Below are 24974 nucleotides of genomic sequence, written 5' to 3'. Positions count from 1 at the left end.
TTACGCCTTGATCCGGGCGCCCAACTCTACGGGCGCCTTCTTTATTTGCTCTAACCACTTCCAATCGCGGTAATTATCACCCCGCCCCCGCAGATGCGTATAACGGCGTAGTGAGTTCCAGTCCCTATGACCCGAAACACTCGCCACTCGCGGAATATCCCAGTCCATCTCAAACAAGCGACTGACCCCCTCATGCCGCAAGTCGTGGAAGTGCAGGTCCTCGATCTCTAGGAACTGGCAAGCCCTGGTCCATGCGGCCGAGATTGAATCACTGTTGTAAGGGAATATCTCATCGCACTCCCGAGGCATGCTGTGGACAATCGCCCAGGCCTCATCCGGCAAATGGCACCAGACATCGTTACCGATCTTCTGCCCCGGGTTCTTCATGTCCCGAACCTTCACTGCCTGCCGCTCTTCATCCAGATCAGCCCAGCGGATTCGCGTGATCTCCTCCTGACGACGCGTCGAGAACAGGGCGAAGGCAAGCACCTTTGGCATGTTGATAGACGATGGCCGACGCTTCTGCATCTCGAAGAAGTGCTCAAGCAGCCTGTCCAGCTCAACCATCGCCGGCCGACGATCACGCTCACGGCTTTTCATGTTGTACCCGAGCTTCTTCAACACGGTACGGGCATCACTCATGGCGTGAGGTTCCACCTCATACCCCCAAGCAGGCCGAGCCACCGATAGCACCGATCCGAGGTGTGCGAGATCGTTGCCAGCCGTCTGCGGCTGTACAGCGCCACCTTCAGGGCTCATGCGCCACAAAGCGTAATCAACCAGGATCTGGCTGTTGATAGCAGAGTCCACTACCTCTCCGAAGTGGCTCGCAGCAATGGCGAGCAACGTAGCCTTCTTGGTTTTCCCAAGCGGCCGGACCTTGGCGCCTTCGACCAGGTAGCGGTCAATCATTTCCCGAACGGTGTGCCCCTTGCGGTTTGCTCGCTCGATCGCACCAGGTTCAGCTAGCTCTGTCTCTCGTCGCTTTGCCCACGCCTGGGCAGCCTGCTTGCGGGCGAATGTCTGGCACTCTTGGTAGACTAGGACACCCTTGTTTTTAAGACGGATCTGGACGGTGTAGCTGACCGTTCCGTCGGCCTTTTTTCGTGCTCTGATCGTTGCCATAGATTCCGGTGGTACAAAGGAGATTGTCGGTGGTACATCGTACCACCGAGGTACAAAAAACGCCTTAAAACGTCCAAAAATGGTACAAAATACGTAACCGAAAATGCCCCTAGAATCCGCATCAACCCCAGTAAACCCGCGCCATGAGCCGTCCCGCCGGTTCAGCGTTGCGCCTATGATGGATTGGACTGACCGCCACTGCCGGTTCTTCCTGCGCCTGCTGTCCAGCAACGCCCTGCTCTACACCGAAATGGTCACCACCGGCGCCTTGCTGCACGGTGATGCCGAGCGTTTCCTGCGTCATAGCGAGGCCGAGCATCCGCTGGCGCTGCAGTTGGGCGGCAGTGTGCCGGCTGATCTGGCCGCCTGCGCCAAGCTGGCCGAGGCCGCAGGCTATGACGAGGTCAACCTCAACGTCGGCTGCCCGAGCGATCGGGTGCAGAACAATATGATCGGCGCCTGCCTGATGGGCCATCCGGCGCTGGTCGGCGATTGCGTGAAGGCGATGCAGGATGCGGTGCAGATTCCGGTGACGGTCAAGCACCGCATCGGTATCAATGGCCGCGATAGCTACGCCGAGCTGTGTGATTTCGTCGGTCAGGTGCGTGATGCCGGTTGCCGCAGTTTTACCGTGCATGCGCGTATTGCGATTCTTGAAGGCTTGTCGCCGAAGGAGAACCGTGAGATTCCGCCGCTGCGGTATGACGTCGCCGCGCAGTTGAAGGCCGACTTCCCGGACCTTGAGCTGGTGCTCAACGGCGGGATCAAAACCCTGGCGGAATGCCAGGAGCACTTGAAGGTTTTCGACGGGGTGATGCTCGGGCGCGAGGCTTATCACAATCCGTATCTGTTGGCCGAAGTTGACCAGCAGTTGTTCGGCAGCAGCGCGCCGGTGATCAGCCGCAGCGAAGCGCTGGCCAAATTGCGCCCTTATATTGCTGCGCACCTGGCCTGCGGCGGCGCCATGCATCACATCACCCGGCATATTCTCGGCCTTGGCCAAGGCTTCCCGGGGGCGCGCAAGTTTCGCCAGTTGCTGTCGGTGGATATCCACAAGAGCAAGGACCCACTGGCCCTGCTCGACCAGGCCGGCGAGCTGCTGCAGGGGCGTTAACCCCGGAACCTGTGCGCGCTTTGGCACTCGAAGGCTTATCCCCTTCGCCCCGCCTGCCAGCCAGCCCTTGAGCGGCTGGCAGCGCTCGGGTAATGTCGATCCATTGCACAGGACAGAGCACGCCCATGACTTCCAAGCTGGAACAACTCAAGCAGTTCACCACTGTGGTTGCCGACACCGGTGATATTGATGCCATCAGCCGCTTGAAACCGGTCGATGCCACCACCAACCCTTCGCTGCTGCTCAAGGCCGCGGCCATGCCTGGCTATGCCGAGCTGCTCCAGCAATCGGTCGCGCACAGCAAGGGCGATGTCGGCCTCGCCTGTGACGCCTTTGCCGTGGCGGTTGGCGCCGGCATTCTCAAGGTGATTCCGGGGCGTATCTCCACCGAGGTCGACGCCCGCCTGTCCTTCGACCAACCGGCGCTGCTGGCCAAGGCCCGGCAGTTGATCGCGCTGTACGACCAGGCCGGTATCGGCCGTGACCGGGTGCTGATCAAACTGGCCTCGACCTGGGAAGGCATCCGCGCCGCCGAGGTTCTGGAAAAGGAAGGCATCCAGACCAACCTGACCCTGCTGTTCTCCTTCGCCCAGGCCCAGGCTTGCGCCGACGCCGGCGTGTTCTTGATTTCGCCGTTCGTGGGGCGCATCTACGACTGGTACAAGAAGTCCACCGGCAAGGAGTATGCCGGCGCCGAAGACCCGGGCGTGCAGTCGGTGACGCGCATTTATGACTACTACAAGACCAATGACTACAAGACCGTGGTCATGGGCGCGAGCTTTCGCAATATCGGCCAGATTGAACAGCTGGCGGGTTGTGACCGCCTGACCATCAGCCCCGAGCTGTTGCAACAGTTGAGCGATGATCAGGGCGAGCTGCCGCGCATCCTCAAGCCTGGCAAAACCGGCGAGGCGCGCCAGCAGTTGACGGAGAGCCAGTTCCGCTGGGCGTCGAACGAAGATGCCATGGCTACCGAGAAGCTGGCTGAGGGGATTCGCCAGTTTGCCCGGGATCAGGAGAAGCTTGAGGCGTTGTTGGCGGCAAAGGCCTGATACAAATCTGGGTTTGCCAGTGAGGTAGATTGCGCGGAGCATCACTCGGTTCGCGTCGTCTGCAATCGCTGGCAAGCCAGCTCCCACAGGTACTGCATGCATAGCAGGCATCCCGGATCAACCTGACCTCCCAATCTTGTGGCGCCTTCTCCGTTGTCGATAACCGATGCATCTTCTTTGCCCTTGGTACTGGCCGGCCCGTTGCTGCGCCGCCTCGAACCCACGCGGATCGTGTTCTGGCTGGTAGCCTGCGAGCCGCTGCAAGCTGAACTGCAACTGAGCTACGCAGGCGTTTGCGCCGACATCCACTGCAAGGTTGTGCCGATCGGCCGCCAGGCCTTTGTCCACCTGCTCGACATCCACCTCGACCACCCACTGCCGTGTGATGAGCAGATCGACTACGACCTGATCTTCAACAACCAGAGCATCGCCGACTACGCCCCGCACCTGCTCTACCCGGGCGCGCAACGGCCGAATTTCGTCCTGCGCTCGCACCTTGAGCACCTGCTCCACGGCTCCTGCCGCAAACCCCACCACCCGGCGGCCGACGGCCTGTTGTGCGCCGACCGCCTGTTGCTGGAACACCCCACGCCATTGCAGCGCCCGGCCCTGCTGATGATGAGCGGTGACCAGGTGTATGCCGACGATGTCGCCGGGCCCATGCTGCGCGCCATACATGCGCTGATCGAGCGCCTGGGGCTGTTTGGCGAGCACCTGCAAGGTGCGGTAGTCGATGACAGCGCCGCGCTCTACCAGCACCCGGCCAGCTATTACCACCGCGCCGACCTGCTGCCGGCACTGGAGAGCAACGAAACCCTGCGCGAGCGCTTTTTCGGCGGCACGCGCAAGCCGATCTTCACCAGCAGCAACGCCGACAACCACCTGGTGACCTTCGCCGAAGTCATGGCCATGTACCTGCTGGTCTGGTCCCCGCTGCCCTGGGGCCTGATCGACGTGCAGATGCCACCCGGCCTCAATGCCGAGCGCCAGGCCCGCTACCGCCAGGAACAGCAACTGATCGACGGCTTTGCCAGCGGCCTTGGCGGGGTGGCGCGGGTATTGGCGCATTTGCCGAGCCTGATGATTTTCGATGACCACGACATCACCGATGACTGGAACCTGTCGGCGCAATGGGAAGAAACCGCCTACGGCCACCCGTTCTCCAAGCGCATCATCGGCAACGCCCTGCTCGGCTATATGCTGTGCCAGGGCTGGGGTAACAACCCGGATGCCTTTACCGGGCTACTGGAGCATTGCCAGGCCTTCAGCCACAGTGCCGACGCCGATGACTACCTCGACACGCCGCTGCAGGATGCGCTGATCAACGAAGTACTGCGCTTTCAGGGCTGGCAGTTCGTCCTGCCCAGCAGCCCGGCGCTGCTGGTGCTCGATACCCGCACCCGGCGCTGGCGCAGTGAAAGCAACTTCAACAAACCCTCGGGCCTGCTCGACTGGGAAGCCTTGAGCGAGCTGCAACAGGCGCTGCTCGACCATCCTTCGGCGATCATCGTCTCGCCGGCGCCGATCTTCGGCGTCAAGTTGATCGAGAGCGTGCAGCGGGTATTCAGCTGGCTGGGTTATCCGCTATTGGTCGATGCCGAAAACTGGATGGCTCATCGCGGCGCGGCGCAAGTGATCCTGAACATCTTCCGCCACTCGCGCACACCGGGGCACTACGTGATTCTCTCTGGTGACGTGCACTACTCGTTCGTCTATGAGGTGCTGATCCGCCACCGCCAGCGCGCCCCGCACCTGTGGCAGATCACCAGCAGCGGCATCAAGAACCAGTTCCCCAAGCGCCTGCTGGACACCTTCGACCGCCTCAACCGCTGGCTGTACTCGCCACGCTCACCACTCAACTGGTTTACCAAGCGCCGGCAAATGCAGGTGATGCCGCGCACACCCGCGCACAGCAAGGCCGGCGAGCGGCTGTGGAACAGCGCGGGGCTTGGCCAGGTGTTTTTTAACGAAGCAGGACAGCCGACGCGGATATTCCAACTTAACGCCGATGGCTCACCGGTAACCGAGTTCCCGGCTCGACTACCCGACTAGCTGCGCCCCCCACGCCAGCCTTACTGATCATACAAGCTGCCTGACCCAGCCCTGGATGAACGACTGGCACACCTGCTCAAGTTGACTGCTGACTTTCAGCGCCTCCTGGCGCATGGCATCTGGCTGAATACCTTGAGCTGCTAGTTCAGCCGCATGCCCCACTAGCCATTGCTCAATCCTCCCCGGATCGGCCTCCAGGTGAAACTGCAATGCCAGCACGTTGCTTCCCACTGAAAAGGCCTGGTTGGTACACAAATCGCTTTCAGCCAAACGCGTGGCGCCCGGTGGAATGTCGAACTGATCACCGTGCCAATGCAATACCGGCACATCACCCAATGATGCCAGCGCCGATGCCTGTCCAGCGGCGGTCAGGCTGACCTTGTTGAAGCCGATTTCCTTACTCGCCATTGGGTAGACCTCTGCCCCGAGAGCCCGAGCAATCAACTGGGCTCCCAAGCAAATGCCCAACAGTGGCTTGCCGGATTTCAACCGTGAGCGGATTAACTCAAGTTCCTGCACCAGAAAAGGATAACTGGCCTCTTCATAGGCGCCGATGGGTCCACCCAGAACAACAACCAGATCGGCTCGCTGCGGATCAATATCGGTAAGCTCGGTGGTGCAGACATCCAGATACTGAACATGATATCCGAGCTCGACCAACACCGGCTCCAGGTTGCCAAGATCCTCGAAATACAGGTGACGCAGTGCGAGTAGCGTTTTCATCGGTAAACCTTCTATGTGCATTTTAATAAGTGCGGTACAACGTTCACGGCAATGCGACGGTCATTGACTCACCTGCCGGAAAGGTGCAGCAGGCAAGCACATAACCTGCTTTCCTCTCATGCACGCCTAGGGCGAAATCCATCTCACTTGTACAACCGCCGCGCAGCAGCTTGATACGGCAACTGCCACAGATGCCGGCACGGCATTCGTGGGCTAGCGCAATATCAGCTTCGAGCAGGTGCTCAAGAAGACTCGTACCGGGGCGCAAAGCTATTACCTCGGATAGACCCTCCACCTGCAAACAGTTCGTCGCTGATGATGTTTCTTCAGCGCCGAGCGCGCGAGCAACGGGCGAGGAAAAAGCTTCGATCATGACCTCGCTTGCAGGGTACATCTCGACCCGCTGCTGCATTGAGCGGGCAAAGTCCTGGCTACCGCAGATGACCACCGCATCGGGCAACGGCAGGGAATCAAACAACGCAGTCGTGGGACGTCCTGCGTGGAAGCTGCCGCCGTCATTTTTTTGAGGCTCGCGCGTCAAGCACAGATCGAGCGAAAACCATTGTGCACTGGCTTGCAAGGTCAACAACTCTTGAAGAAAAGGCGTCTCTTCTCTTCGAGGGGAACACAGCACCAGTCGAACCACAGGACCGCTTCCCCGAAGCTTGTGCAGCGCACTGAGCTCTTCAATCAGCGCCATAGGCAGGGTTACTCCAATACCCCCTGCAAGCATCAGTATCTGCTTGCACGACGCCAACCGGTCCACCGTAATGCTGCCAGCAGGTGGCTTGCAACTGACCAGGTCACCAATCGACAACCTGTGAAACAGAGCGTCTGCAACCTGATGTCGACCACTTTTCTGAATGGCGACCTCAAACATGTTCGGCGCCACGATGCGGACAATGGAATAGCAACGATGCTGCAACAGCCCTTCAATGTCTGGAAAACCCAGTGACACATAGCGACCGGCCTTGAATGCACACCAATCCGCTACCGTACCGACTACTCTGAAGCGGAACACTTTGACTAGCGGTGTTTTATCGACCACCGACACACAACTCAATTGCAATGATTCGCTCACGGGTCACCCCATCGATGTATTGAATGCCTGACTACGCACCACCGCAGGTGCATTCAGCCCAACACGCTCAATGAGCCTCTCTACCGAGTCCATGTAGATACCGACCTCGTTACGACTTCCCGTGTCGTGAATGATGGCATCAGCGTCGGGGAACTTGATTAGCGAGAAAGCGGCTTGCCAAGCCCCCAATTCGTTGTTCGCGAACATTTCAACCGTCTTCAACACCACCGATTTAAAATATTTCCTCTCGCGTTCTGAAAGATCCCTGAGAATATCGATAGCAGCAAAACTAAAGACACTTGAGTGACTCCACTCATCACGCGCATGGGTACTCGTCACCTCATGACAAATACTTTGAATGTGCGTGTCCTCCGCCATGACTTTCAAGTAGTCAGTGATCAGCGTTTCGCTGGCACAGGCGATTCCAAAACGGGTGAGACGTCTTTCCCACTCGGCATTACAGCCAGCAAGCAAAGAGTTTCGCCATGTCACGAGATTGAAATCAGTAAAGTCAAGATACTCAATGCCACGCATGGCGTAGATATAATTGCAGGCATCCACCGACATTTTTGTATGTAGCGCCTCATCGAGCAAGGATTCAACCATAACCGACTGCAAGGCCGGGCGATTGCGTGAGCCAACGGGAGGTGATTTGATAACATCCTCGCAGGCTGGCGTTACCACGTTACTCTCGATATAGATGGTTTTGAGGTTATAAATAATCCAGGCATACGACAGGCACTTTGACTTCATCTCATCACTTGCCACCTGCCAGGCAGGGTGATGTTTGAATGGCAGAAGCTCTTCACTGAAATCATTTTTAGCCGGGTTGAAATCCAGCAACGAATAGTCGCGCATGCCGGCATTCACTGCCGCCCGGCTTTTCCATAACACTGAAAGCTTGGACAACATCTGCCCAACCGAGCCCTCTTCAAGCTGCACAGCATTATCACCTGCCATAGGTAAATCTCCACGTGAGTTATTTATCAAAAAGCATAACTGCCACGGAGATAACCGGCACTTGAAAATATGTAAGATTTATCTAGAAACACGCACAGGAGGAAGAACCTCCTCTAGTATGAAGATATAATTATGTATGAAAAATCAAGCTGCTCAGTAGTAAATACACACCTGATAAAACGGGTACAGCGGGCTTTATCAGGTGCGCTCGAGGGCGTTGACCAGGTCGTGGAAGGCTTCGCGGTTGGAATCGTTCAGGCCCATGAGGATCTTGTGCGCCTCAAGCACCTTGGAGCGCACCACGTCTTCGTTCTGATCCTGCGACGGCAGGTCGGTCAGGCATTCCGGGCACGGGATCGGCCGGTCAACGATGTTGAACACCTGGTCGAAACCCATCGACTGCAAGAGGCGGGTGATGTCGGCGTGGGTGGTGACCACCGTCGGCAACAACCCGACCTTTTGCCGCGACAGGATCGAGAGCTTGGCCAGCAAGCCCAAGGTGGTGCTGTCGATGCTGTGGGTTTCTGTCAGATCGATGACGATCGCCGAGAAATTCAGCGCCGTGAAGATCTTTTCAATCGTCGCATCCAGCGCCGAACACAAGGTCAGGCGCACTTCACCGACAAACTTCAGCACGAAGGTGCCATTCTGCTCGGCGAACTGGATTCTACCCGTACTCATTGAAGGTTCCTGCTCAACACCAATAGGGCGATATCATCCGGCATCTCCCCAAGCGTAGCTAATCCGAATCGTTGGCGCAGCCCATCCAGACTACCGCCTGCGGCCTTGATGATTTCAGGCAGGGCCGCCTCTTTATCTTTGAGTGTGTCACCGGGCAAAAGGTCCAGAATGCCATCAGACAGCAGGGTCAGGCTGAACTGCGGCGGCAACTCCAGGACGTGGTCCTGGTAGGTGGCCTCCTCGAACAAGCCGACCGGCAATCCGCGGCCCTCCAGATAACGGCTCTGGCCCGGGGTGTACAGCACTGGCAACGGCAGGTGACCACCGATGCTGTAGGTCATGATACCGGTGTCTTCGTCGATCACGCCGCCGACCATGGTCACATGCTTGCCCAGCTTGCAGTTGATCAGGCCGCGGTTGATGTGTCCGAGTACTTCCGACGGTTTGAAGTCACGCAAGTTGCCGCCGCGCTTGAATTCGAACAGCAGGCGCGTGGTCATGAACTTCAGCAGCACGGTGACGAAGGCCGAAGACGCGCCATGCCCGGAAACGTCTGCCAGGTAAAAGGCAATTCGCCGGTCATCGACACGGAAATAGTCGGCAAAGTCGCCCGACAGGTACAGCGACGGAATAATCTGGTGCTCGAACGACAGGTCGTCGGCCACCCAGGGGCTTTCCGGCAGCATGTTCATCTGCACCTGACGCCCGGCGGTCTGGTCTTCCTGCAGCAGGTGCAGGCTGGCCTCAAGCTCGCGGTTGGCGGTTTCGAGCTTTTCCCGGTAGCGCTGGTTTTCCAGCACCAGACGCGCGCGGTCCAGGGCCCGGCGTACCGAATGCTCGAGCACCGCGAGGTCTTCGAGGGGCTTGATCAGGTAGTCGGCCGCGCCCAGGCGCAGGGCCTCGACGGCGTCGTTCATCACCCCGGCGCCCGATACCACGATCACCGGCAGTTCCGGCGCGCGCTCGGTTACCTGGCGAATCAGCTCCAGGCCGCCCATTTGCGGCATGCGCAGATCGCAGATCACCAGATCAGGATGTTCCTGTTCGAAGACCTGCAGGCCCTGCTGGCCATTGGCTGCCTGCAGGACGCTGAAACCGCTGTCTTCCAGGTAGGCGGCAAGACTCGCACGTACGACGTCGTCGTCATCGATTATCAGCAGCGTTGCACTGGTTTTCTGCATGTGGGCAAACGGCGCCAGGAATAGGTTGGGCGTAGGTGAGCATCGGCCCACGTACTGGATTCACTTCGAGCTACTCTTCTATGAGTTGTAGGACATCAAAACCTGTCCGGCAAATAGCAGAGGTGCCTTGTAAGGCGCAGACGGTACTCCCATCCGCCGGGCGTTTCAAGGGCACACCGATGGTCGCCGATGCTCTTTACAGCCGAAAGCACCGGGAGTTATAAAAACCCCTCCAACCGCAACGCAATGAAAGGATGCCGAGATGAGCTCAGGGCCCATGGACTACAGCGAGAAGCGCGATTTCATTCGCATGCGGGTGGAAGCAGATATCAGCCTGATCCACCAGGGGCAGGTCATCGCCGCCGTCTGCCTCGACCTCTCCAGCAGTGGCATGCAGGTCCAGGCGCCGCAGCCGTTCACGGTTGGCGATCAACTCGAGGTGCGTATCGACTCCGACCATCCGGCACTCAAGGGCCTGGAAGCGAGCACAGAGGTGGTGTGGATTGCCGACCAGCAAGACGGCAAGCAGAAACTCGGGCTGCGCATCCTCAGCATGAAATAATTGCAGACACAAAAAAGGCGACCTGAAGGTCGCCTTTTGTTTACCCGCTCGGATCAGAAGTCGTCGACGACGGCGCCATCCTTGACCTTGAATTCGCGATTTTGCAGGTATGCATTGCGAATGAAGATGTATTTGTCGCCATTGATCAGCTTTTCAGCCGACAGCAGGCTCGCGCGGGTGTCGACCACATCGACGGCGGCGGCGGTGTTGCGGGTCGGCACGTGGTCGATGTAGCGGTAGGGTTCGGTGTAGGTGTCCGGGTACTTGCCGATGGCATCGCGCACGGTGCTCGGGCCGAGCAACGGCAGCATTACGTACGGGCCGCTGCTCACGCCCCAATAGCCGAGGGTCTGGCCAAAGTCTTCGTCATTGCGCTGCAGGCCCATCTTGGTGCCGACATCGAAGAACCCGCCAATACCGAAGGTGGTGTTGACGATCAGCCGCGCAGTATCAACCCCGGCGGCGTGCGGCTTGAGCTGCAGCACGTTGTTGGCCAGGTTGGTGACGTCGCCCAGGTTGCGGAACATGTTGTGGATGCCGTCTTCGAGGAACTGCGGAGTGACCGCCTGGTACCCCTGTGCCAGCGGCTTGAGCGCGTAGGTGTCGAGCGTGTCGTTGAAGCGGAAGATCGGCCGGTTGATGCTTTCCCAGGGATCTTCTTCAGTGGCCGCCTGGGCCGCGACGACAGGCGCCAACAGTAGGCCGGCACAGACACAAGCCCGGGTCATCCGATCGATCAGGCCGATCCTACGCATAGTGTTACTCCTCGAACTAGGCAGACGCCGCGCGTCCTACGCCAAAAAATGAAGCAAGTATAAAGGCTCTGCTGCCGTTAAGCAGCTTGGCATAAACAACGTCGCAAAAATGTGAACAACTGTGTATCGGCAGCGTCACCAAAAAGTAACAACCCAAGCGTAGCCTGCAAAGTATTTCAGGGACGTTGCCATGCCAGACTCCCCCGCCATTACTGCCCTGCTGTTCGGCTTGCGCGGCTGCCTTGTCGAAGTGAACCCGGGCTCTGATGCCCAGGCACCCTGCCCCACTCCGGGCGCGCTGCCCACCCTTGACTGGCTGTATCAGCAAAAGGTTCCCTGTGCCTGGCTCGATGAGCTGCCGGCTGCAGACGGCAAACAAATGGCCAGCCCCTTGCCGGCCTGGCTCAATGCCTTCCCGGCCTGCAAGACCCCCTGGCCGGCACCGGATGCCTGCTGGCAGGCACTGATGAGCCTCAGGGCGGGCAAACTCGACGGTTGCGTGCTGGTCAGTGGCGAACCACGCTTGCTGCAGTCGGGCCTCAACGCCGGGTTGTGGACCATCGGCCTGGCCGCCTGCGGGCCCAGCAGCCAGTGGCAAGCCCTTGGCCCCAAGGAGCAGGAACGCCAGCGTGGCCAGGCCACCTTGCAGTTGTTTGCCCTGGGCGTGCACTCGGTGATCGACCACCTCGAAGCCCTGGCCGACTGCCTGGCAGACATCGGCCAGCGCCGGCGCAAAGGTGAAAAACCCTGAAACAGCACCTTTGATCAGGGTCATGCAAAGCGCTGGCCGGTGGATTACTCTAGTAGACAGGGCATGGACCTTTCACCCGCTAACGGGGTCCATGACTGTGCCTATTCATAGAGGGAGAACACCCATGCCTGCCCAAGAACTGCAAAAGCAACTCACTGAGCTGCGCGAGCAACTGGAGCAGAACCCGCCGCTTTCAGAAGAAGAGCGCCAACACCTGCATGAGCTGATGGAGAAGATCGAGGCCGAGATCAAGCTGGAAGCCGCGACCAAGGACAACAACCTGGTCGATGGCGTCAACCTCGCCGTGGAGCGCTTTGAAGTCGAGCACCCGGGCCTGACCGCCACCTTGCGCAATATCGTTCAGAGCCTGCAAAGCATGGGCATCTAAGCCCGCCGGAATAAAAAAGCCCCGTCATCGAACGGGGCTTTTCGTTACTGGCGAACCAGTCGCAGGTTCTGAAGGGTCACCTGGGAAGTACTGCGGTACGGGTTGATGTCCAGGCCGCCGCGGCGCACGTAACGGGCATAAACCGTCAGGTGCTCGGGGTTGAGCAGGCGCTTGAGGTCAAGGTAGATGCGCTCGACGCACTGCTCATGAAAGTCGGCATGCTGGCGGAAGCTGATCAGGTAGGTCAGCAGGCTGGCGTGATCCAGCGCCGCGCCACGGTAGTGCACGGTGACGCTACCCCAGTCCGGCTGGCCGGTGACCGGGCAGTTGGACTTGAGCAAATGGCTGTGCAGGGTTTCTTCAACAATGTTGGCGCTGTCGCAACGCAGCAACTCCGGCTGCGGTTGCTCGTAGTTGCTGATGCTGACATCCAGCTCATCGATGCACACGCCCGGCAAGCCGACCACGCCCTGCCCTTCGACCTCGGCCAGGCTGCGGACCTGCACGCCCACCGGCTTGCCGGCGGCAGCCGAGAGGTCCTTGACCAGGCATGCCTGCAGGGCAGCGGGCGATTCGAACACGGTCTGGTTCAGCGAGTTGAGGTACAGCTTGAACGACTTCGACTCGATGATGTTCGGCGAGTCGGCCGGGATGGCGAACTCACCGATTGCTACCACCGGCTTACCCGATGGCAGCAGCCAGGACAGCTCGAAGCAGTTCCAGAAGTCGACGCCCTGCCATGGCAGGGTCTGGGCGCTGACGCCCAGCTCGGCCCATTTTGCCGCCCGCGGGATCGGGAACAGCAGCGAGGGTGTGTAGGTGGAGACGTATTCGCTGGATTTACCCAGCGGAGAATGTTCGGCGGCAGGATGCATGGCTAAAACCTGTAGGAGCAAATGCGCCTAGTTTATCGGTTTTAGGCCATGCTTTGGGCAATCGGCTGTTATTGGCCGATGGTCAGCTTGCCGACCATGCCTGCTTGATAATGACCGGGCACGTTGCAGGCGAACTCGATTGGCGCCGACTGGCTAAAGGTCCAGGTCAGTTCAGCGCTTTTGCCAGGTTCGACCATCACCGTGTTCGGATCGTCGTGCTGCATGCTGGCGTGATTCATGTTGCCGTGGCCCATGGCCGAATGGTCCATCTGGCCCTGCATGGCGAGCATTTCTTTCTGGTGCCTGGCGTGCATCACAGCATCGCCGAGGCTGAACTCATGGACTACCGCGCCCTTGTTGATTAGCACGAAGCGCACGGTCTCCCCGGCCTTGACCTCAAGGCTGCGCGGCGCGTAATACATGTCGCCCATCACCACCTCGACGCTGCGGGTGGCCTTGCTCGCAGGCGCAGGCTGGCCGAAGGTGTAGGAATGCGCGGGCGACGCCAAGGCTGGAAGGCTGAACAGCGCCAGTGCGCCAATGATAAAAAGGTGTTTCATTTCAAGCCCACTCCAGGGTTGCGACGGTTCAGGCTTCACTGTAGAAAATCGCCGCTGGCAGTCACCTGACAAAAACATTACAACTTTGTCAGCTTGGCCACCCGCCACGCCCGCCGCGGTATAACCCTGCGGCAATCCACGTAAAAGAGCCAGCCGATGAAATTGTTGATCGTCGAAGACCAGACCAAGACCGGCCAGTACTTGTGCCAGGGCCTCAGTGAAGCGGGCTTTGCCACCGAGCTTGCCAGCGACGGCAATACCGGCCAGCACCTGGCCCTGACCGGCGACTATGACTTGCTGATCCTCGACGTCATGCTGCCGGGCCGCGATGGCTGGCAGATCCTTCAGGCGGTGCGCGCCGCCGGCCTGGAAATCCCGGTGCTGTTCCTCACCGCCCGCGACGCCGTCGAAGACCGCGTGCACGGCCTGGAACTGGGCGCCGACGATTACCTGGTCAAGCCGTTCGCCTTCTCTGAACTGCTGGCACGGGTGCGCAGCCTGCTGCGCCGCGGCAGCAGCCCGGCACAGGAAACCAGCCTGGGCCTGGCCGACCTGCGCCTTGACCTGATCCGCCGCCGGGTCGAACGCACAGGCCAGCGCATCGACTTGACCGCCAAGGAGTTCGCCCTGCTCGAACTGCTGCTGCGCCGCCAGGGCGAAGTGCTACCCAAGTCGCTGATCGCCTCGCAGGTGTGGGACATGAACTTTGACAGCGACACCAACGTCATTGAAGTGGCGATCCGCCGCCTGCGCCTGAAGATCGACGATGCCCACGACAACAAGCTGATCCATACCGTGCGCGGCATGGGTTATGTGCTTGAAGAGCGCAGCGCCTGATGCGCCGCCTGTCCCTCGGTAGTCGCCTGGCACTGCTGTTTGCCGCCTGCACGGCAGTGGTGTCGCTGACTGCCGGTATCCTTTTTAGCCGCGCCAGCGCCACCCACTTCATCGAGCTCGACCAGCAACTGCTCAACAGCCGCCTGTCACTGCTGCGCCAGATGCTCGAAGGCGTGGACGACCCGGCCAGCCTCGCCCCGCGCCTGCCTGCCCTGCAAACCGAACTCAGCCACCAGGCCGACCTTGCCGTGCGCATTCGCGGCCGGGACGGGCGCATCTGGTTCGACAGCCAGGCCGGCCTGCCCGAGTCGCCGCAAGTGCTCGGCCTGAGCACCCTGCACAGCAGCGGCGTCGACTTTCGCAGCCTGTGTGTCAACCTCAACGGTGGCGACGCGCAGCTGACGCTGTTTCTCGACATCACCCACCATCAGCATTTCCTCCAGCGCATGCAGCAGCTGATCTGGCTGACTGTCGGCCTTTCGGCGCTGGCGACCGCGCTGCTCGGCGCCTGGGCCGCGCGCAGCGGGCTGCGGCCACTGCGGCAGATGGGCGAGGTGGCCTCCGGGGTATCGGCACGCTCGTTGACCACGCGGCTGCCCGAAGGGCAAATGCCGGTGGAGCTGGCAGAACTGGCGCAGACCGTCAACGCCATGCTCGAACGCCTGGACGATGCCTTTCAGCGCCTCTCGGCGTTCTCTGCCGACATTGCCCACGAGCTGCGCACGCCGCTGTCCAACCTGCTGACCCACACCCAGGTAACCCTGACCCGGCCGCGCAGCCTGGATGAATACCGCGAGGCGCTGCACAGCAACCTCGAAGAGCTGCAATGGATGGCGCAACTGGTCAACGACATGCTCTACCTGGCCAAGGCTGACCACGGTTTGCTGATGCCCAGCCGCCAGCAACTGGCACTTGAAGACGAGGCCGATGCCTTGCTCGAATACTACGCACCGCTGGCTGAAGATGCCGAGGTAAGCCTGAGCCGTGAGGGCCAGGCGCCGCTTGCCGGCGACCGGCATATGCTGCGCCGGGCGCTGTCCAATTTGCTCGACAACGCCCTGCGCTTTACCCCGGCCGGCGGCGAGATACGTGTGACCATCGAGCGACACCAAGACGGAGTAAGGCTGCAGGTGGCCAACCGCGGTGAGCCGATTGACCCGGCGTTGCTGCCGAAGTTGTTTGATCGTTTCTACCGGGCAGACCCGGCACGGCGCGAAGGCAGCAGTGAGCATGCAGGGTTGGGACTGGCGATTACCCGCTCGATCGTACAGGCGCACGGCGGGCGTATTCGCGGGGAGTCGGCTGAGGGCTGGACGCGGTTCGTGATCGACTTGCCGACGGTGTGAATACCATCGCGGGGCGAGCCCGCTCCTACAGCCGGTGTAGGAGCGGGCTTGCCCCGCGATCAGCCATCACTCGTAACGCAAGGCGTACGCCGGCTCTACCTGCGAAGCCCGCCAGGCCGGGTACAGGGTGGCCAGGAAGCTCATGATCAGGCCGGCGCTACAGATCAGCGCCACGTCGCCCCATTGCAGTTCCGACGGCAAGGTACTGATGAAGTACACGTCCGAGGTGAAGATGTGCTGGCCGCTGACCCGCTCCAGCCAGCCGACGATCTGGCTGACGTTGAGCGCGGCAATCACCCCCAGCACACCGCCGATCAAGGTACCGACGATACCGATCAGGCTGCCCTGGACCATGAAGGTGCCCATGATCTGCGCCGGCGTTGCGCCGATGGTGCGCAGGATGGCGATGTCGGCGCCCTTGTCGTTGACCACCATGATCAGCGTGGCAATGATGTTGAACGCCGCCACGGCGATGATCAGCAGCAGCAACAGGCCGATCATGGTCTTTTCCATCTTCATGGCACTGAACAGGCTGCCCTGGGTGTGGGTCCAGTCATCGGCGCGGTATTGCTCGCCAAGGCTTGTGGTAATCGCCTTGGACACCTGCGGCGCCGCGTACAGGTCCTTGACCTTGAGGCGCACGCCCTGCACCTGGTTCGGCGCCCAGCGCTGCATCTGCGCGGCGTCGGCCATGTGCATCAGGCCCAGCGAGCCGTCGAGCTCGGCGCCAACCTTGAATACCCCGACCACGTTCAGGCGCTGCATGCGCGGGGTGATGCCACCCGGCGCGCTGCTGACTTCGGGCACGATCAGGGTCAGCTTGTCGCCGACATTGAGGCGAAAGCGGCGCGCGGTGATTTCACCGATGACCACGCCGAACTCACCCGGTTTGAGGTCTTCAAGGCTGCCCTGGACGATATGCTGGGCAACGATCGAGACCTTGCCCTCCTCGGCCGGGTCGATGCCGCTGACCTGGATCGGCTGCATCGAGCCCTTGTAAGAGAGCATGCCTTCCATCTCGGTCAGTGGCGCGGCGGCGATCACTTCAGGGTTTTTCAAGGCTTGCGCCGCCACCGGCCGCCAGTCGTCCAGCGGCTGGGCACCGAGCACGCTGGCGTGCGGCACCATGCCGAGGATGCGCGAGCTCATTTCGCGCTGGAAGCCGTTCATCACCGACAGCACCACGATCATCGCCAGCACGCCCAGGGACAGGCCGATCATCGAGGTCATGGAAATGAACGAGATGAAATGGTTGCGGCGCTTGGCGCGGGTGTAGCGCGCGCCGATGAAAATAGACAAGGGTCTGAACATGAACGAAAGCACCCGGGTAAAGAAAAGGAACCAGGTGCCCGCCTGACAGCGGCGGGCACGTTGCGCGGGCAATCAGATCGGTACCAGGTGCCCGTCTTCCAGGCGCAGTACGCGGTCCATCTGGCGCGCCAGGTTAAGATCGTGGGTCACCACCAGGAAGGCCGTCTGCGAAGAGCTGCTGAGCTCCTGCATCAAGTCCTGGATACCCTGGGCGGTGTGATGGTCGAGGTTGCCGGTAGGCTCGTCGAGCATCACCAGCCCCGGACGGTTGACCAGCGCCCGGGCGATGGCCACGCGCTGGCGTTCGCCACCGGACAGCTCGGCCGGCTTGTGGCTCAGGCGATGGCCCAGGCCGACGCGCTTGAGCAGCGCTTCGGCGCGCTCGCGGGCTTCGGGGATGGCGGTGCGACCGATCAGCAGCGGCATGCACACGTTCTCCAGCGCCGTGAACTCCGGCAGCAGGTGGTGGAACTGGTAGACGAAGCCCAGGGCGCGGTTGCGCAGCAGGCCACGGGCGCGTTCGCCCAATGCCGAGAGCTCTTCGCCGGCCAGCCAGACGCTGCCTTCGGTCGGGGTATCGAGGCCGCCGAGCAGGTTGAGCAAAGTACTCTTGCCTGAACCGGAGCTACCGACGATCGCCACCCGCTCGCCCGGGTGCAGCTCCAGCTGCAGGCCGGACAATACCTGGACTTTCTCCGGGCCTTCCTCGTAGGACTTGCCCAGGTTGCGGCAACTCAGCACTGCTTTATCACTCATGCCCAACTCACTCATAACGTAGCGCCTCCGCAGGCTGGGTGCGTGCCGCACGCCAGGCCGGATACAGGGTGGCGAGGAAACTCAGGACCAATGCCGCACCGCAGACCATCCACACGTCCTCGGCCATGACCTGCGATGGCAGGTAGTCGATGAAGTAGACGTCGGCATTGAGGAACTTGTGCCCGATCAGGGTCTCGATGCCGGCAATCGCGGCGCTGACATTGAGCGCGGCGAAAATGCCCACCAGCGCGCCGATCAGGGTGCCGACCACGCCGATCACCGTGCCCTGGACCATGAAGATGGCCATGATCTGCCCCGGCGTCGAGCCCAGGGTGCGCAAGATGGCGATGTCGCCCTTCTTGTCGTTGACCACCATCACCAGGGTGGAAATGATGTTGAACGCGGCCACCGCGACAATCAGCAGCAACAGCAGGCCGATCATGGCTTTTTCCATGCGGATCGCCTGGTACAGGTTGCCGTGGCTACGGGTCCAGTCGCGGGCGTAGAACTCCTGCTCGCCCAGCTTCTGGGCGATGTCCCAGGCAACCCGGGGGGCCTGGAACAGGTCGTCGAACTTCAGGCGCAGGCCCTGCACCTGGTCGGCTTTCCAGCGGTGCAGGCGCGACAGGTCCGACAGGTTGGTCAGGCCCAGGTAGCCGTCGATTTCACCGGCGCCGACATGGAAGATGCCGACCACGGTAAAGCGCTTCATGCGTGGGAACATGCCGGCCGGAGTGACGGTGACCTCGGGGGCGACGAAGGTCAGTTTGTCACCGATACCGACGCCCAGCTTGGCCGCCGCCTTGTCGCCGATCATGATGCCGAAGCCGCCAGGGGCCAGGTCATCGAGCTTACCCTCGCGGATAAAGTCGTCGATGATCGAGACCTTGCGCTCCTGGGCCGGGTCGATGCCGTTGAGCAGCACCTTCTGCACCTTGCCGTCATGGGTCAGCAGGCCCTGCATCTGGGTGAAGGGCGCCACCGCCAGAACCTGCGGGTTCTGCTTTACTTGACTGGCAAGGGCGGGCCAGTCGTTGATCGGCTGGCCGGTTTCCAGTGTGGCGTGGGGCACCATGCCCAACACCCGGGTGCGCATCTCGTGATCGAAGCCATTCATGACCGACAACACCACGATCATCACGACAACGCCCAGGGCGAGGCCGATCATCGAGGTCAGGGAAATGAACGAGACGAAGTGGTTGCGACGCTTGGCACGGGTATAACGCGTGCCGATGAATACGAAGAGAGGTCTGAACATGTCGGGGCTTGTTCGGATGAAAGAGGAACGTCCTTGTGGCGGGGCTTGATTAGCAGCTTTACACTCAGACCACCGCCGCTACCATGGGTTCGCCATGTCGACATTAGATGAAGAAGATCGCCGCGAATACTACCGTATCGAGGATCGGATCGCACTGGAAATTAGCCCGTTGAGCGCCGCCGAAGCGCTTGGCACAGACTTGTTGCAAGATACTTCACCGCTGTTCAACCTGCTCAGTGAACTGCACCTGAGCGAGTTCGAGTCCCAGCACCTGCTGCGCCAGCTCAGTGACAAGGACCGCACCCTGGCGGCCTTTCTCAAGGCCCAGAACAAACGCATCGACCTGCTCAGTGCCGTGGTTGCGCAGACCCTGCTCGGGCAATTGAGCGCGCCGCAGGCGGTAGTGCTGTCCGAGGGCGGCATCGAGTTCAACCGCGCCGAGCCGCTGGCGGCCGGCGAACGCGTGGCCGTGAAGATGGTGCTGATGCCCCAGGCCCTGGGCCTGCTGCTGCGCGCCAAGGTCACCCATTGCGACCGCCAGGCCGACGGCCAGTACGAGATCGGCACCGAGTTCGTCGACACCACCGACGCCCAGCGCCAGCTGCTGGCCCGCTACATCCTGCAACGCCAAGCGCAACAACGACGCCAGGCCCTGGAGCAGAACGACCCAAGCGCCTCCTGAGTTTCACTTATTTGTTGAAGGAACAGACGTGACCACGATTTACGGCCACCGCGGCGCCAAGGGCGAAGCCCCCGAAAACACCCTCACCAGCTTCCAGCAGTGCCTCAAGCATGGCGTGCGCCGCTGCGAGCTCGACCTGCACCTGTCGGCTGACAACCAGCTGATGGTGATTCACGACCCCAGCCTCAAGCGCACCACCGGCCGGCGCGGCAAGGTGGTTGAACACAGCGCCGCCGACCTTGCCACCTACGACGCGCGCAAGGGTGGCCCGGGCTGGGTCTCGCCCTGCCCGATCCCGCGACTTGAGGAGCTGTTTGAAAAGTGCGATTTCGAGCACTGGCAGCTTGAGGTCAAGAGCGCCTCGCGCACCCGCGCCGCCACCACCGTGCTGGCGATCCGCGAAATGGCCCAGCAGTTCGGCCTGCTCGACAAGATCACCATCACCTCAAGCTCACGGGAAGTGCTGGGCGCAGCGCTGGAGCTGACTCCGGATATTTCCAGGGGACTGGTGGCCGAGTACGCCTGGCTCGACCCGCTGAAGGTCGCCCAGAACTACGGCTGCAACTTGCTGGCGTTGAACTGGACACTGTGCACCCCCGAGCGCCTGATCAAGGCCCAGCGCCAGGGTTTGCACGTGTCGGTGTGGACAGTCAACGAGCCGGCGCTGATGCGCAGGCTCGCCGACTTCGGCGTAGACAGCCTGATTACAGACTTTCCCGGTTTGGCCAGCGCCACCCTCGAGAATCGCTGAAATCGGTCTCCCCGGCCGGCTCAGGCCACCGGCCGGAGCCGCTCAAAAAAGCCGGTTGAGGCCGTCGTAAGCCGCTACCCGATAGGCTTCAGCCATGGTCGGGTAGTTGAAGGTGGTGTTGACGAAGTACTTCAGGGTATTGCGCTCACCCGGCTGGTCCATGATCGCCTGACCAATGTGAACGATCTCCGAGGCCTGGTAGCCGAAGCAGTGCACGCCGAGGATTTCCAGGGTTTCGCGGTGGAACAGGATCTTCAGCATGCCTTGTGGCTCACCGGCAATCTGCGCCCGGGCCATGCTCTTGAAGAAGGCCTTGCCCACTTCATAAGGCACCTTGGCCTGGGTCAGCTCCTGCTCGTTCTTGCCGATCGAGCTGATCTCCGGAATGGTGTAGATGCCGGTCGGCACATCGTTGACGAAGCGCCAGCTGCCATTGTCGACGATGCTGCCGGCAGCCGAGCGGCCCTGGTCGTGGGCGGCACTGGCCAGGCTCGGCCAGCCGATCACGTCACCGGCACCGTAAATGTTCGCCACGTGGGTGCGGTAGTTTTCGTCGACTTCGATCTGGCCACGGCTATTGACCTTGATGCCGATGTTTTCCAGGCCCAGCTTGTCGGTGTTGCCGGTACGGCCGTTGCACCAGAGCAAGGCATCGGCCTTGATCTTCTTGCCGGATTTCAGGTGCAGGATCACCCCGTTGTCCAGGCCTTCGACACGCTCGTACTCTTCGTTGTGGCGCACGGTGATGTTGTTGTTGCTGAAGTGGTAGCTCAACGCCTGGGAGATTTCCGAGTCGAGGAAGCTCAGCAACTGGCCGCGGTTGTCTACCAGCTCTACCAGCACACCCAGGCCGCTGAAGATCGAGGCGTACTCGCAGCCGATCACGCCGGCGCCGTAGACGATCAGTTTGCGCGGGGTGTGGCCGAGGCTGAGGATGGTGTCGCTATCGTAGATTCGCGGGTGGTGGAAATCGATATCGGCCGGGCGATACGGGCGCGAACCGGTGGCGATGATGATGTGCTTGGCCACCAGCTTCTCGACCACGCCGTTGGCGCAGACCACTTCGATGGTCTGCTCGTCGGCGAAGCTGCCGGTGCCGAAGAACACGTCGACGCGGTTGCGGGCGTAGTAGCCGGTGCGCGAGGCCACCTGCTTGGAGATCACCTTCTCGGCGCTTTTCAGCACGTCGGGGAACGAGAACCAGCGCGGCTCACCAATGGCCCGGAACATCGGGTTGGTGTTGAACTGCATGATCTGGCGCACCGAGTGACGCAGGGCCTTGGACGGAATGGTACCCAGGTGGGTGCAGTTGCCGCCGACCTGGCGACGGCTATCGACCATCGCCACCTTGCGTCCTGCTTTGGCAGCATTCATTGCCGCCCCTTCTCCTGCGGGGCCGGAACCCAGCACCACTACGTCGTAGTTGTAGACAGCCATGCGTACTCCTTCAGAACAGGCCCACGCGCCACATCGGCGGGCGGGGCTACCTCATGTCGCCAGCGGCGCCATGCAAAAATTCGGGTGCAGTCTAATCAAGCTTGAACGCCGCGCACATTAACCCTTGGTCGCGTCGTAGGCTATTTTTCTCTGCACTACATGTATTCATTGTCAGTTCACCAGCACCTGGGCAAACGCCGGCGTACTGCGGGAGACGAAACCATCGGCAACCCGGGTCACGAACACTGCGCCAATCCCGTGTCGAAGGGCAAACTCCCAGCCGCGCTCAGGCCCGAGAATCAGCAGCAAGGTCGAATAACCATCAGCCATCAGCGTCGAGCGGTCAAACACCGTCACCGAGGCCAGCTCGTGTTTCACGGGTTTTCCCTGGCGCGCATCGAAGGTGTGTGAATAGCGCTGGCCATTCTCCTCGAAATAATTGCGATAGTCACCGGAGGTCGATACACCAAACCCGTCCACGTCCAGCACTTGCTGGGCTATCTGGCGGTCAGCGCGGGGCAGTTCCAGCGCCACTTTCCACGGGCTGCCGTCGGCCTTGCGCCCGATCGCCTTGAGTTCACCTGTCGCCTCGACCAGCAAATTCGCGACCCCCAGGGCTTTTAGCCGCTCCACCAGCAGGTCTACGGCATGCCCGGCGGCGATGCTGTTGAAGTCCACTTCCACCGGCGCATCCTTGCACAGCTGCTCGCCAACTATGCGCAAATGCCCATGCCCGACCCGCTGGCGAGTGGCAGCCAGGGCCTGGGCATCCGGTACTTTTTCCATCCGCGACTGCGGGCCAAAGCCCCACAGGTCGAGTAAGGGCTCCACGGTCAGGTCAAAAGCGCCGTCACTTTGCTGCGCCAGTTGCTCGCCGACCCGCACCAGTTGCAGTACATCGGCCGGCATCGACTGACAGCTATTGGCCGGCAGCCTGTTGAAAGCTTCGGTCAAAGAATCACTACGGTAGGTGGAAAAACGCCTGTCGACACCCTCGAGAATCCGCTCGACCTCGCGCTTGACCAGCTCCGGTGCCGGCCCCTGGGGCGTACGCACATACTGCACGGTGTAGCTGCTGCCCATGGTCGGGCCACTGATGCGCTCCAGGGTGTTGCCCTGCCCGCACCCGGCCAGGCCCAGCATCGCACCGATCAACACTGCCTTGCGCATCCAGCCTCCAGGGAAAATTCAGGCAAAAAAAACGGGAACCCTGAGGTTCCCGTCTTTCACGATCAAGCCAAGCTTAGCGTGGGAAAGCAGGCGGATTGACGCCAGCCATGTCTTCCATCACGCGCACTACCTGGCAGCTGTAACCGAATTCGTTGTCGTACCAGACGTACAGGACAACACGGTTATCGTTGCAGATGGTGGCTTCGGCATCGACCACACCGGCGTGGCGCGAACCGACGAAGTCGGTGGAGACCACTTCCTGGGAGCTCACGTAGTCGATCTGCTTGTGCAGGTCCGAGTGCATGGCCATCTGGCGCAGGTACTCGTTGATCTCTTCGCGATTGGTGGCTTTTTCCAGGTTCAGGTTGAGGATGGCCATCGACACGTTCGGCGTTGGTACGCGGATCGCATTGCCGGTCAGCTTGCCCTTGAGCACTGGCAGTGCCTTGGCGGCTGCAGTGGCGGCACCGGTCTCGGTGATAACCATGTTCAGCGGCGCGGCGCGGCCACGACGGCTGCCCTTGTGGAAGTTGTCGATCAGGTTCTGGTCGTTGGTGAACGAGTGAACGGTTTCAACGTGGCCGTTGACGATACCGAACTTGTCGTTGACCGCTTTGAGCACAGGAACGATGGCATTGGTGGTGCAGGAAGCCGCGGAGATGATCTTGTCATCAGCGCTGATTTCGCCATGGTTGATGCCGTGCACGATGTTCTTCAGCGCGCCCTTGCCAGGTGCGGTGAGGATCACGCGGGCCGCGCCCGGGCAGGCCAGGTGCTGGCCCAGGCCGTCGGCGTCGCGCCATACACCGGTGTTGTCGACGATCAGGGCATTCTCGATGCCGTACTGGGTGTAGTCGACTTCACTCGGGTTCTTGGCGTAGATAACCTGGATCAGGTTGCCGTTGGCGGTGATGGTGTTGTTGGCTTCGTCGATGGTGATGGTGCCATCGAACGGGCCGTGCACCGAGTCACGACGCAGCAGGCTGGCACGCTTGACCAGATCGTTCTCGGCGCCTTTGCGCACGACGATGGCGCGCAGACGCAGGCCGTCGCCACCACCGGTTTTTTCGATCAGGATGCGCGCCAGCAGGCGGCCGATACGACCGAAGCCGTACAGCACGACGTCGGTGCCTTTGCGTGCCGAAGCGTTTTGCTGGCCAACCACGTCAGCCATTTCTTCACGCACGAACTGCTCGGCAGTACGGCCGTTGCCTTCTTGCTTGAACTTGTTGGCCAGCTTGCCCAGGTCGACCGAGGCGGCGCCCAGTTTCAGCTCGCTCATGGCTTTGAGCAGCGGGAATGTCTCGTGTACAGACAGTTCGGTTTCGTCGGTCTGGCGATGACGGGCAAAGCGGTGTGCTTTGAGGATCGAGATCACCGAGCGGTTGATCAGGCTACGGCCATAGATCGAGCTCACCACATTGTTATTGCGGTAGAGCTGACCGATAAGCGGGATCATCGCTTCTGCAAGCGCTTCACGATCAATCCACTCACCAAGACACTGGTCGGGCTTCTGAGTCACGGGAACCTTCCACATGTAGGGACAGAAAAAAGGGGCTACATTAT

25 protein-coding genes are annotated in these 24974 nt (G+C 60.9%); 10 read left to right on the top strand and 15 right to left on the bottom strand.

Annotation, left to right across the window (positions count from 1 at the left end):
* Positions 1-1125 (bottom strand): tyrosine-type recombinase/integrase, encoded by a 1125-nt coding sequence (locus tag JYG36_RS09430; protein ID WP_213603663.1) that lies wholly within the window; start codon positions 1123-1125, stop codon positions 1-3.
* 103 nt (positions 1126-1228) lie between these two features.
* Between JYG36_RS09430 and dusA the strand changes: the two genes are divergently transcribed.
* The 3 genes from dusA to JYG36_RS09415 all read left to right on the top strand — a co-directional run bounded on the left by dusA (position 1229) and on the right by JYG36_RS09415 (position 5343).
* Positions 1229-2239: a tRNA dihydrouridine(20/20a) synthase DusA gene (gene dusA / locus JYG36_RS09425; protein WP_213603662.1), complete on the top strand. Its 1011-nt coding sequence runs from the start codon at positions 1229-1231 to the stop codon at positions 2237-2239.
* A 125-nt stretch (positions 2240-2364) separates the two neighbouring features.
* Positions 2365-3291 (top strand): transaldolase, encoded by a 927-nt coding sequence (gene tal, locus JYG36_RS09420; protein ID WP_213603661.1) that lies wholly within the window; start codon positions 2365-2367, stop codon positions 3289-3291.
* A gap of 159 nt (positions 3292-3450) precedes the next feature.
* Entirely contained in the window at positions 3451-5343 is a 1893-nt protein-coding gene (locus tag JYG36_RS09415; RefSeq protein ID WP_213604372.1) for an alkaline phosphatase D family protein, read from the top strand.
* Between the two features lie 27 nt (positions 5344-5370).
* Here the strand turns inward: JYG36_RS09415 and JYG36_RS09410 are convergent, their stop codons facing one another.
* The 5 genes from JYG36_RS09410 to rssB form a co-directional block, all read right to left on the bottom strand.
* On the bottom strand, positions 5371-6066 hold the full coding sequence (locus JYG36_RS09410) for a glutamine amidotransferase (RefSeq protein WP_213603660.1): 696 nt from the start codon (positions 6064-6066) through the stop codon (positions 5371-5373).
* Between the two features lie 43 nt (positions 6067-6109).
* Complete coding sequence (locus JYG36_RS09405; RefSeq protein WP_213603659.1) at positions 6110-7147, bottom strand: 2Fe-2S iron-sulfur cluster-binding protein; 1038 nt, start codon at positions 7145-7147, stop codon at positions 6110-6112.
* A 3-nt stretch (positions 7148-7150) separates the two neighbouring features.
* On the bottom strand, positions 7151-8107 hold the full coding sequence (locus JYG36_RS09400) for a diiron oxygenase (protein WP_249744412.1): 957 nt from the start codon (positions 8105-8107) through the stop codon (positions 7151-7153).
* Positions 8108-8305: 198 nt separating this feature from the next.
* Entirely contained in the window at positions 8306-8788 is a 483-nt protein-coding gene (gene rssC / locus JYG36_RS09395) for an anti-sigma factor antagonist RssC (RefSeq protein ID WP_038994382.1), read from the bottom strand.
* Positions 8785-9969 (bottom strand): two-component system response regulator RssB, encoded by a 1185-nt coding sequence (gene rssB / locus JYG36_RS09390; RefSeq protein WP_045194857.1) that lies wholly within the window; start codon positions 9967-9969, stop codon positions 8785-8787. Before rssB ends, rssC begins: the two co-directional genes overlap by 4 nt.
* A gap of 262 nt (positions 9970-10231) precedes the next feature.
* Between rssB and JYG36_RS09385 the strand changes: the two genes are divergently transcribed.
* Complete coding sequence (locus tag JYG36_RS09385; protein WP_045194861.1) at positions 10232-10531, top strand: PilZ domain-containing protein; 300 nt, start codon at positions 10232-10234, stop codon at positions 10529-10531.
* A gap of 53 nt (positions 10532-10584) precedes the next feature.
* Here JYG36_RS09385 and JYG36_RS09380 read toward each other — a convergent pair whose 3' ends face one another.
* Positions 10585-11286 carry an MlaA family lipoprotein gene (locus JYG36_RS09380; RefSeq protein ID WP_045194864.1) on the bottom strand — a complete coding sequence of 234 codons (702 nt, stop codon included), beginning with the start codon at positions 11284-11286 and terminating at the stop codon, positions 10585-10587.
* Positions 11287-11476: 190 nt separating this feature from the next.
* On the opposite strand from JYG36_RS09380, the gene pcrP reads away from it, so the two are divergent.
* The gene (gene pcrP, locus JYG36_RS09375; protein WP_045194865.1) at positions 11477-12037 is read left to right on the top strand and encodes an HAD superfamily inactivated hydrolase PcrP; all 561 of its coding nucleotides are present in this window, start codon (positions 11477-11479) and stop codon (positions 12035-12037) included.
* A 124-nt stretch (positions 12038-12161) separates the two neighbouring features.
* A complete protein-coding gene (locus JYG36_RS09370) occupies positions 12162-12425 on the top strand; it encodes a DUF4404 family protein (RefSeq protein ID WP_045194866.1) in 264 nt (87 codons plus the stop codon).
* Positions 12426-12469: 44 nt separating this feature from the next.
* Here JYG36_RS09370 and queF read toward each other — a convergent pair whose 3' ends face one another.
* Both queF and JYG36_RS09360 read right to left on the bottom strand, forming a co-directional pair.
* The gene (queF, locus tag JYG36_RS09365; RefSeq protein ID WP_195884678.1) at positions 12470-13300 is read right to left on the bottom strand and encodes an NADPH-dependent 7-cyano-7-deazaguanine reductase QueF; all 831 of its coding nucleotides are present in this window, start codon (positions 13298-13300) and stop codon (positions 12470-12472) included.
* A gap of 68 nt (positions 13301-13368) precedes the next feature.
* Positions 13369-13860, bottom strand: coding sequence for a cupredoxin domain-containing protein (locus JYG36_RS09360; protein WP_093380782.1), 492 nt, complete (start codon positions 13858-13860; stop codon positions 13369-13371).
* A gap of 156 nt (positions 13861-14016) precedes the next feature.
* Between JYG36_RS09360 and JYG36_RS09355 the strand changes: the two genes are divergently transcribed.
* Together JYG36_RS09355 and JYG36_RS09350 are read left to right on the top strand one after the other, a co-directional pair.
* Positions 14017-14697, top strand: coding sequence for a heavy metal response regulator transcription factor (locus tag JYG36_RS09355; protein WP_045194874.1), 681 nt, complete (start codon positions 14017-14019; stop codon positions 14695-14697).
* Complete coding sequence (locus JYG36_RS09350; RefSeq protein WP_195886031.1) at positions 14694-16043, top strand: heavy metal sensor histidine kinase; 1350 nt, start codon at positions 14694-14696, stop codon at positions 16041-16043. Before JYG36_RS09355 ends, JYG36_RS09350 begins: the two co-directional genes overlap by 4 nt.
* 66 nt (positions 16044-16109) lie before the next feature.
* Here JYG36_RS09350 and JYG36_RS09345 read toward each other — a convergent pair whose 3' ends face one another.
* The 3 genes from JYG36_RS09345 to JYG36_RS09335 form a co-directional block, all read right to left on the bottom strand.
* Positions 16110-17354, bottom strand: coding sequence for a lipoprotein-releasing ABC transporter permease subunit (locus JYG36_RS09345; RefSeq protein ID WP_093387417.1), 1245 nt, complete (start codon positions 17352-17354; stop codon positions 16110-16112).
* 72 nt (positions 17355-17426) lie between these two features.
* Positions 17427-18110, bottom strand: a complete 684-nt coding sequence (gene lolD / locus JYG36_RS09340) for a lipoprotein-releasing ABC transporter ATP-binding protein LolD (RefSeq protein ID WP_176794235.1) — start codon at positions 18108-18110, stop codon at positions 17427-17429.
* A 7-nt stretch (positions 18111-18117) separates the two neighbouring features.
* Positions 18118-19368 (bottom strand): lipoprotein-releasing ABC transporter permease subunit, encoded by a 1251-nt coding sequence (locus JYG36_RS09335; protein WP_213603658.1) that lies wholly within the window; start codon positions 19366-19368, stop codon positions 18118-18120.
* 94 nt (positions 19369-19462) lie between these two features.
* Here JYG36_RS09335 and JYG36_RS09330 point away from each other — a divergent pair, with 94 nt between their 5' ends.
* Both JYG36_RS09330 and JYG36_RS09325 read left to right on the top strand, forming a co-directional pair.
* Complete coding sequence (locus JYG36_RS09330; RefSeq protein ID WP_045194879.1) at positions 19463-20050, top strand: PilZ domain-containing protein; 588 nt, start codon at positions 19463-19465, stop codon at positions 20048-20050.
* A gap of 28 nt (positions 20051-20078) precedes the next feature.
* Entirely contained in the window at positions 20079-20801 is a 723-nt protein-coding gene (locus JYG36_RS09325) for a glycerophosphodiester phosphodiesterase (protein ID WP_045194882.1), read from the top strand.
* Positions 20802-20843: 42 nt separating this feature from the next.
* Here JYG36_RS09325 and sthA read toward each other — a convergent pair whose 3' ends face one another.
* The 3 genes from sthA to JYG36_RS09310 all read right to left on the bottom strand — a co-directional run bounded on the left by sthA (position 20844) and on the right by JYG36_RS09310 (position 24945).
* On the bottom strand, positions 20844-22238 hold the full coding sequence (sthA, locus tag JYG36_RS09320) for a Si-specific NAD(P)(+) transhydrogenase (RefSeq protein WP_038994353.1): 1395 nt from the start codon (positions 22236-22238) through the stop codon (positions 20844-20846).
* Positions 22239-22409: 171 nt separating this feature from the next.
* Positions 22410-23408 (bottom strand): FAD:protein FMN transferase, encoded by a 999-nt coding sequence (locus JYG36_RS09315; protein ID WP_045194886.1) that lies wholly within the window; start codon positions 23406-23408, stop codon positions 22410-22412.
* Between the two features lie 73 nt (positions 23409-23481).
* Positions 23482-24945, bottom strand: a complete 1464-nt coding sequence (locus JYG36_RS09310) for a glyceraldehyde-3-phosphate dehydrogenase (RefSeq protein WP_045194887.1) — start codon at positions 24943-24945, stop codon at positions 23482-23484.
* Positions 24946-24974: the final 29 nt, after the last annotated feature.

It is taken from the genome of Pseudomonas sp. SORT22 (genome assembly GCF_018417635.1).
Classification (GTDB): Bacteria; Pseudomonadota; Gammaproteobacteria; order Pseudomonadales; family Pseudomonadaceae; genus Aquipseudomonas.
This window is presented reverse-complemented; position numbering and strand designations above follow the sequence as displayed.

Bases quoted from the DNA above. Each gene is read 5' to 3' on its own strand.
- JYG36_RS09430 (WP_213603663.1), bottom strand. From the start codon at position 1,125: ATGGCAACGATCAGAGCACGAAAAAAGGCCGACGGAACGGTCAGCTAC.
- dusA (WP_213603662.1), top strand. From the start codon at position 1,229: ATGCCCCTAGAATCCGCATCAACCCCAGTAAACCCGCGCCATGAGCCG.
- tal (WP_213603661.1), top strand. From the start codon at position 2,365: ATGACTTCCAAGCTGGAACAACTCAAGCAGTTCACCACTGTGGTTGCC.
- JYG36_RS09410 (WP_213603660.1), bottom strand. From the start codon at position 6,066: ATGAAAACGCTACTCGCACTGCGTCACCTGTATTTCGAGGATCTTGGC.
- JYG36_RS09400 (WP_249744412.1), bottom strand. From the start codon at position 8,107: ATGGCAGGTGATAATGCTGTGCAGCTTGAAGAGGGCTCGGTTGGGCAG.
- rssC (WP_038994382.1), bottom strand. From the start codon at position 8,788: ATGAGTACGGGTAGAATCCAGTTCGCCGAGCAGAATGGCACCTTCGTG.
- rssB (WP_045194857.1), bottom strand. From the start codon at position 9,969: ATGCAGAAAACCAGTGCAACGCTGCTGATAATCGATGACGACGACGTC.
- JYG36_RS09385 (WP_045194861.1), top strand. From the start codon at position 10,232: ATGAGCTCAGGGCCCATGGACTACAGCGAGAAGCGCGATTTCATTCGC.
- JYG36_RS09380 (WP_045194864.1), bottom strand. From the start codon at position 11,286: ATGCGTAGGATCGGCCTGATCGATCGGATGACCCGGGCTTGTGTCTGT.
- pcrP (WP_045194865.1), top strand. From the start codon at position 11,477: ATGCCAGACTCCCCCGCCATTACTGCCCTGCTGTTCGGCTTGCGCGGC.
- JYG36_RS09370 (WP_045194866.1), top strand. From the start codon at position 12,162: ATGCCTGCCCAAGAACTGCAAAAGCAACTCACTGAGCTGCGCGAGCAA.
- queF (WP_195884678.1), bottom strand. From the start codon at position 13,300: ATGCATCCTGCCGCCGAACATTCTCCGCTGGGTAAATCCAGCGAATAC.
- JYG36_RS09360 (WP_093380782.1), bottom strand. From the start codon at position 13,860: ATGAAACACCTTTTTATCATTGGCGCACTGGCGCTGTTCAGCCTTCCA.
- JYG36_RS09355 (WP_045194874.1), top strand. From the start codon at position 14,017: ATGAAATTGTTGATCGTCGAAGACCAGACCAAGACCGGCCAGTACTTG.
- JYG36_RS09345 (WP_093387417.1), bottom strand. From the start codon at position 17,354: ATGTTCAGACCCTTGTCTATTTTCATCGGCGCGCGCTACACCCGCGCC.
- lolD (WP_176794235.1), bottom strand. From the start codon at position 18,110: ATGAGTGATAAAGCAGTGCTGAGTTGCCGCAACCTGGGCAAGTCCTAC.
- JYG36_RS09335 (WP_213603658.1), bottom strand. From the start codon at position 19,368: ATGTTCAGACCTCTCTTCGTATTCATCGGCACGCGTTATACCCGTGCC.
- JYG36_RS09330 (WP_045194879.1), top strand. From the start codon at position 19,463: ATGTCGACATTAGATGAAGAAGATCGCCGCGAATACTACCGTATCGAG.
- sthA (WP_038994353.1), bottom strand. From the start codon at position 22,238: ATGGCTGTCTACAACTACGACGTAGTGGTGCTGGGTTCCGGCCCCGCA.
- JYG36_RS09315 (WP_045194886.1), bottom strand. From the start codon at position 23,408: ATGCGCAAGGCAGTGTTGATCGGTGCGATGCTGGGCCTGGCCGGGTGC.
- JYG36_RS09310 (WP_045194887.1), bottom strand. From the start codon at position 24,945: ATGTGGAAGGTTCCCGTGACTCAGAAGCCCGACCAGTGTCTTGGTGAG.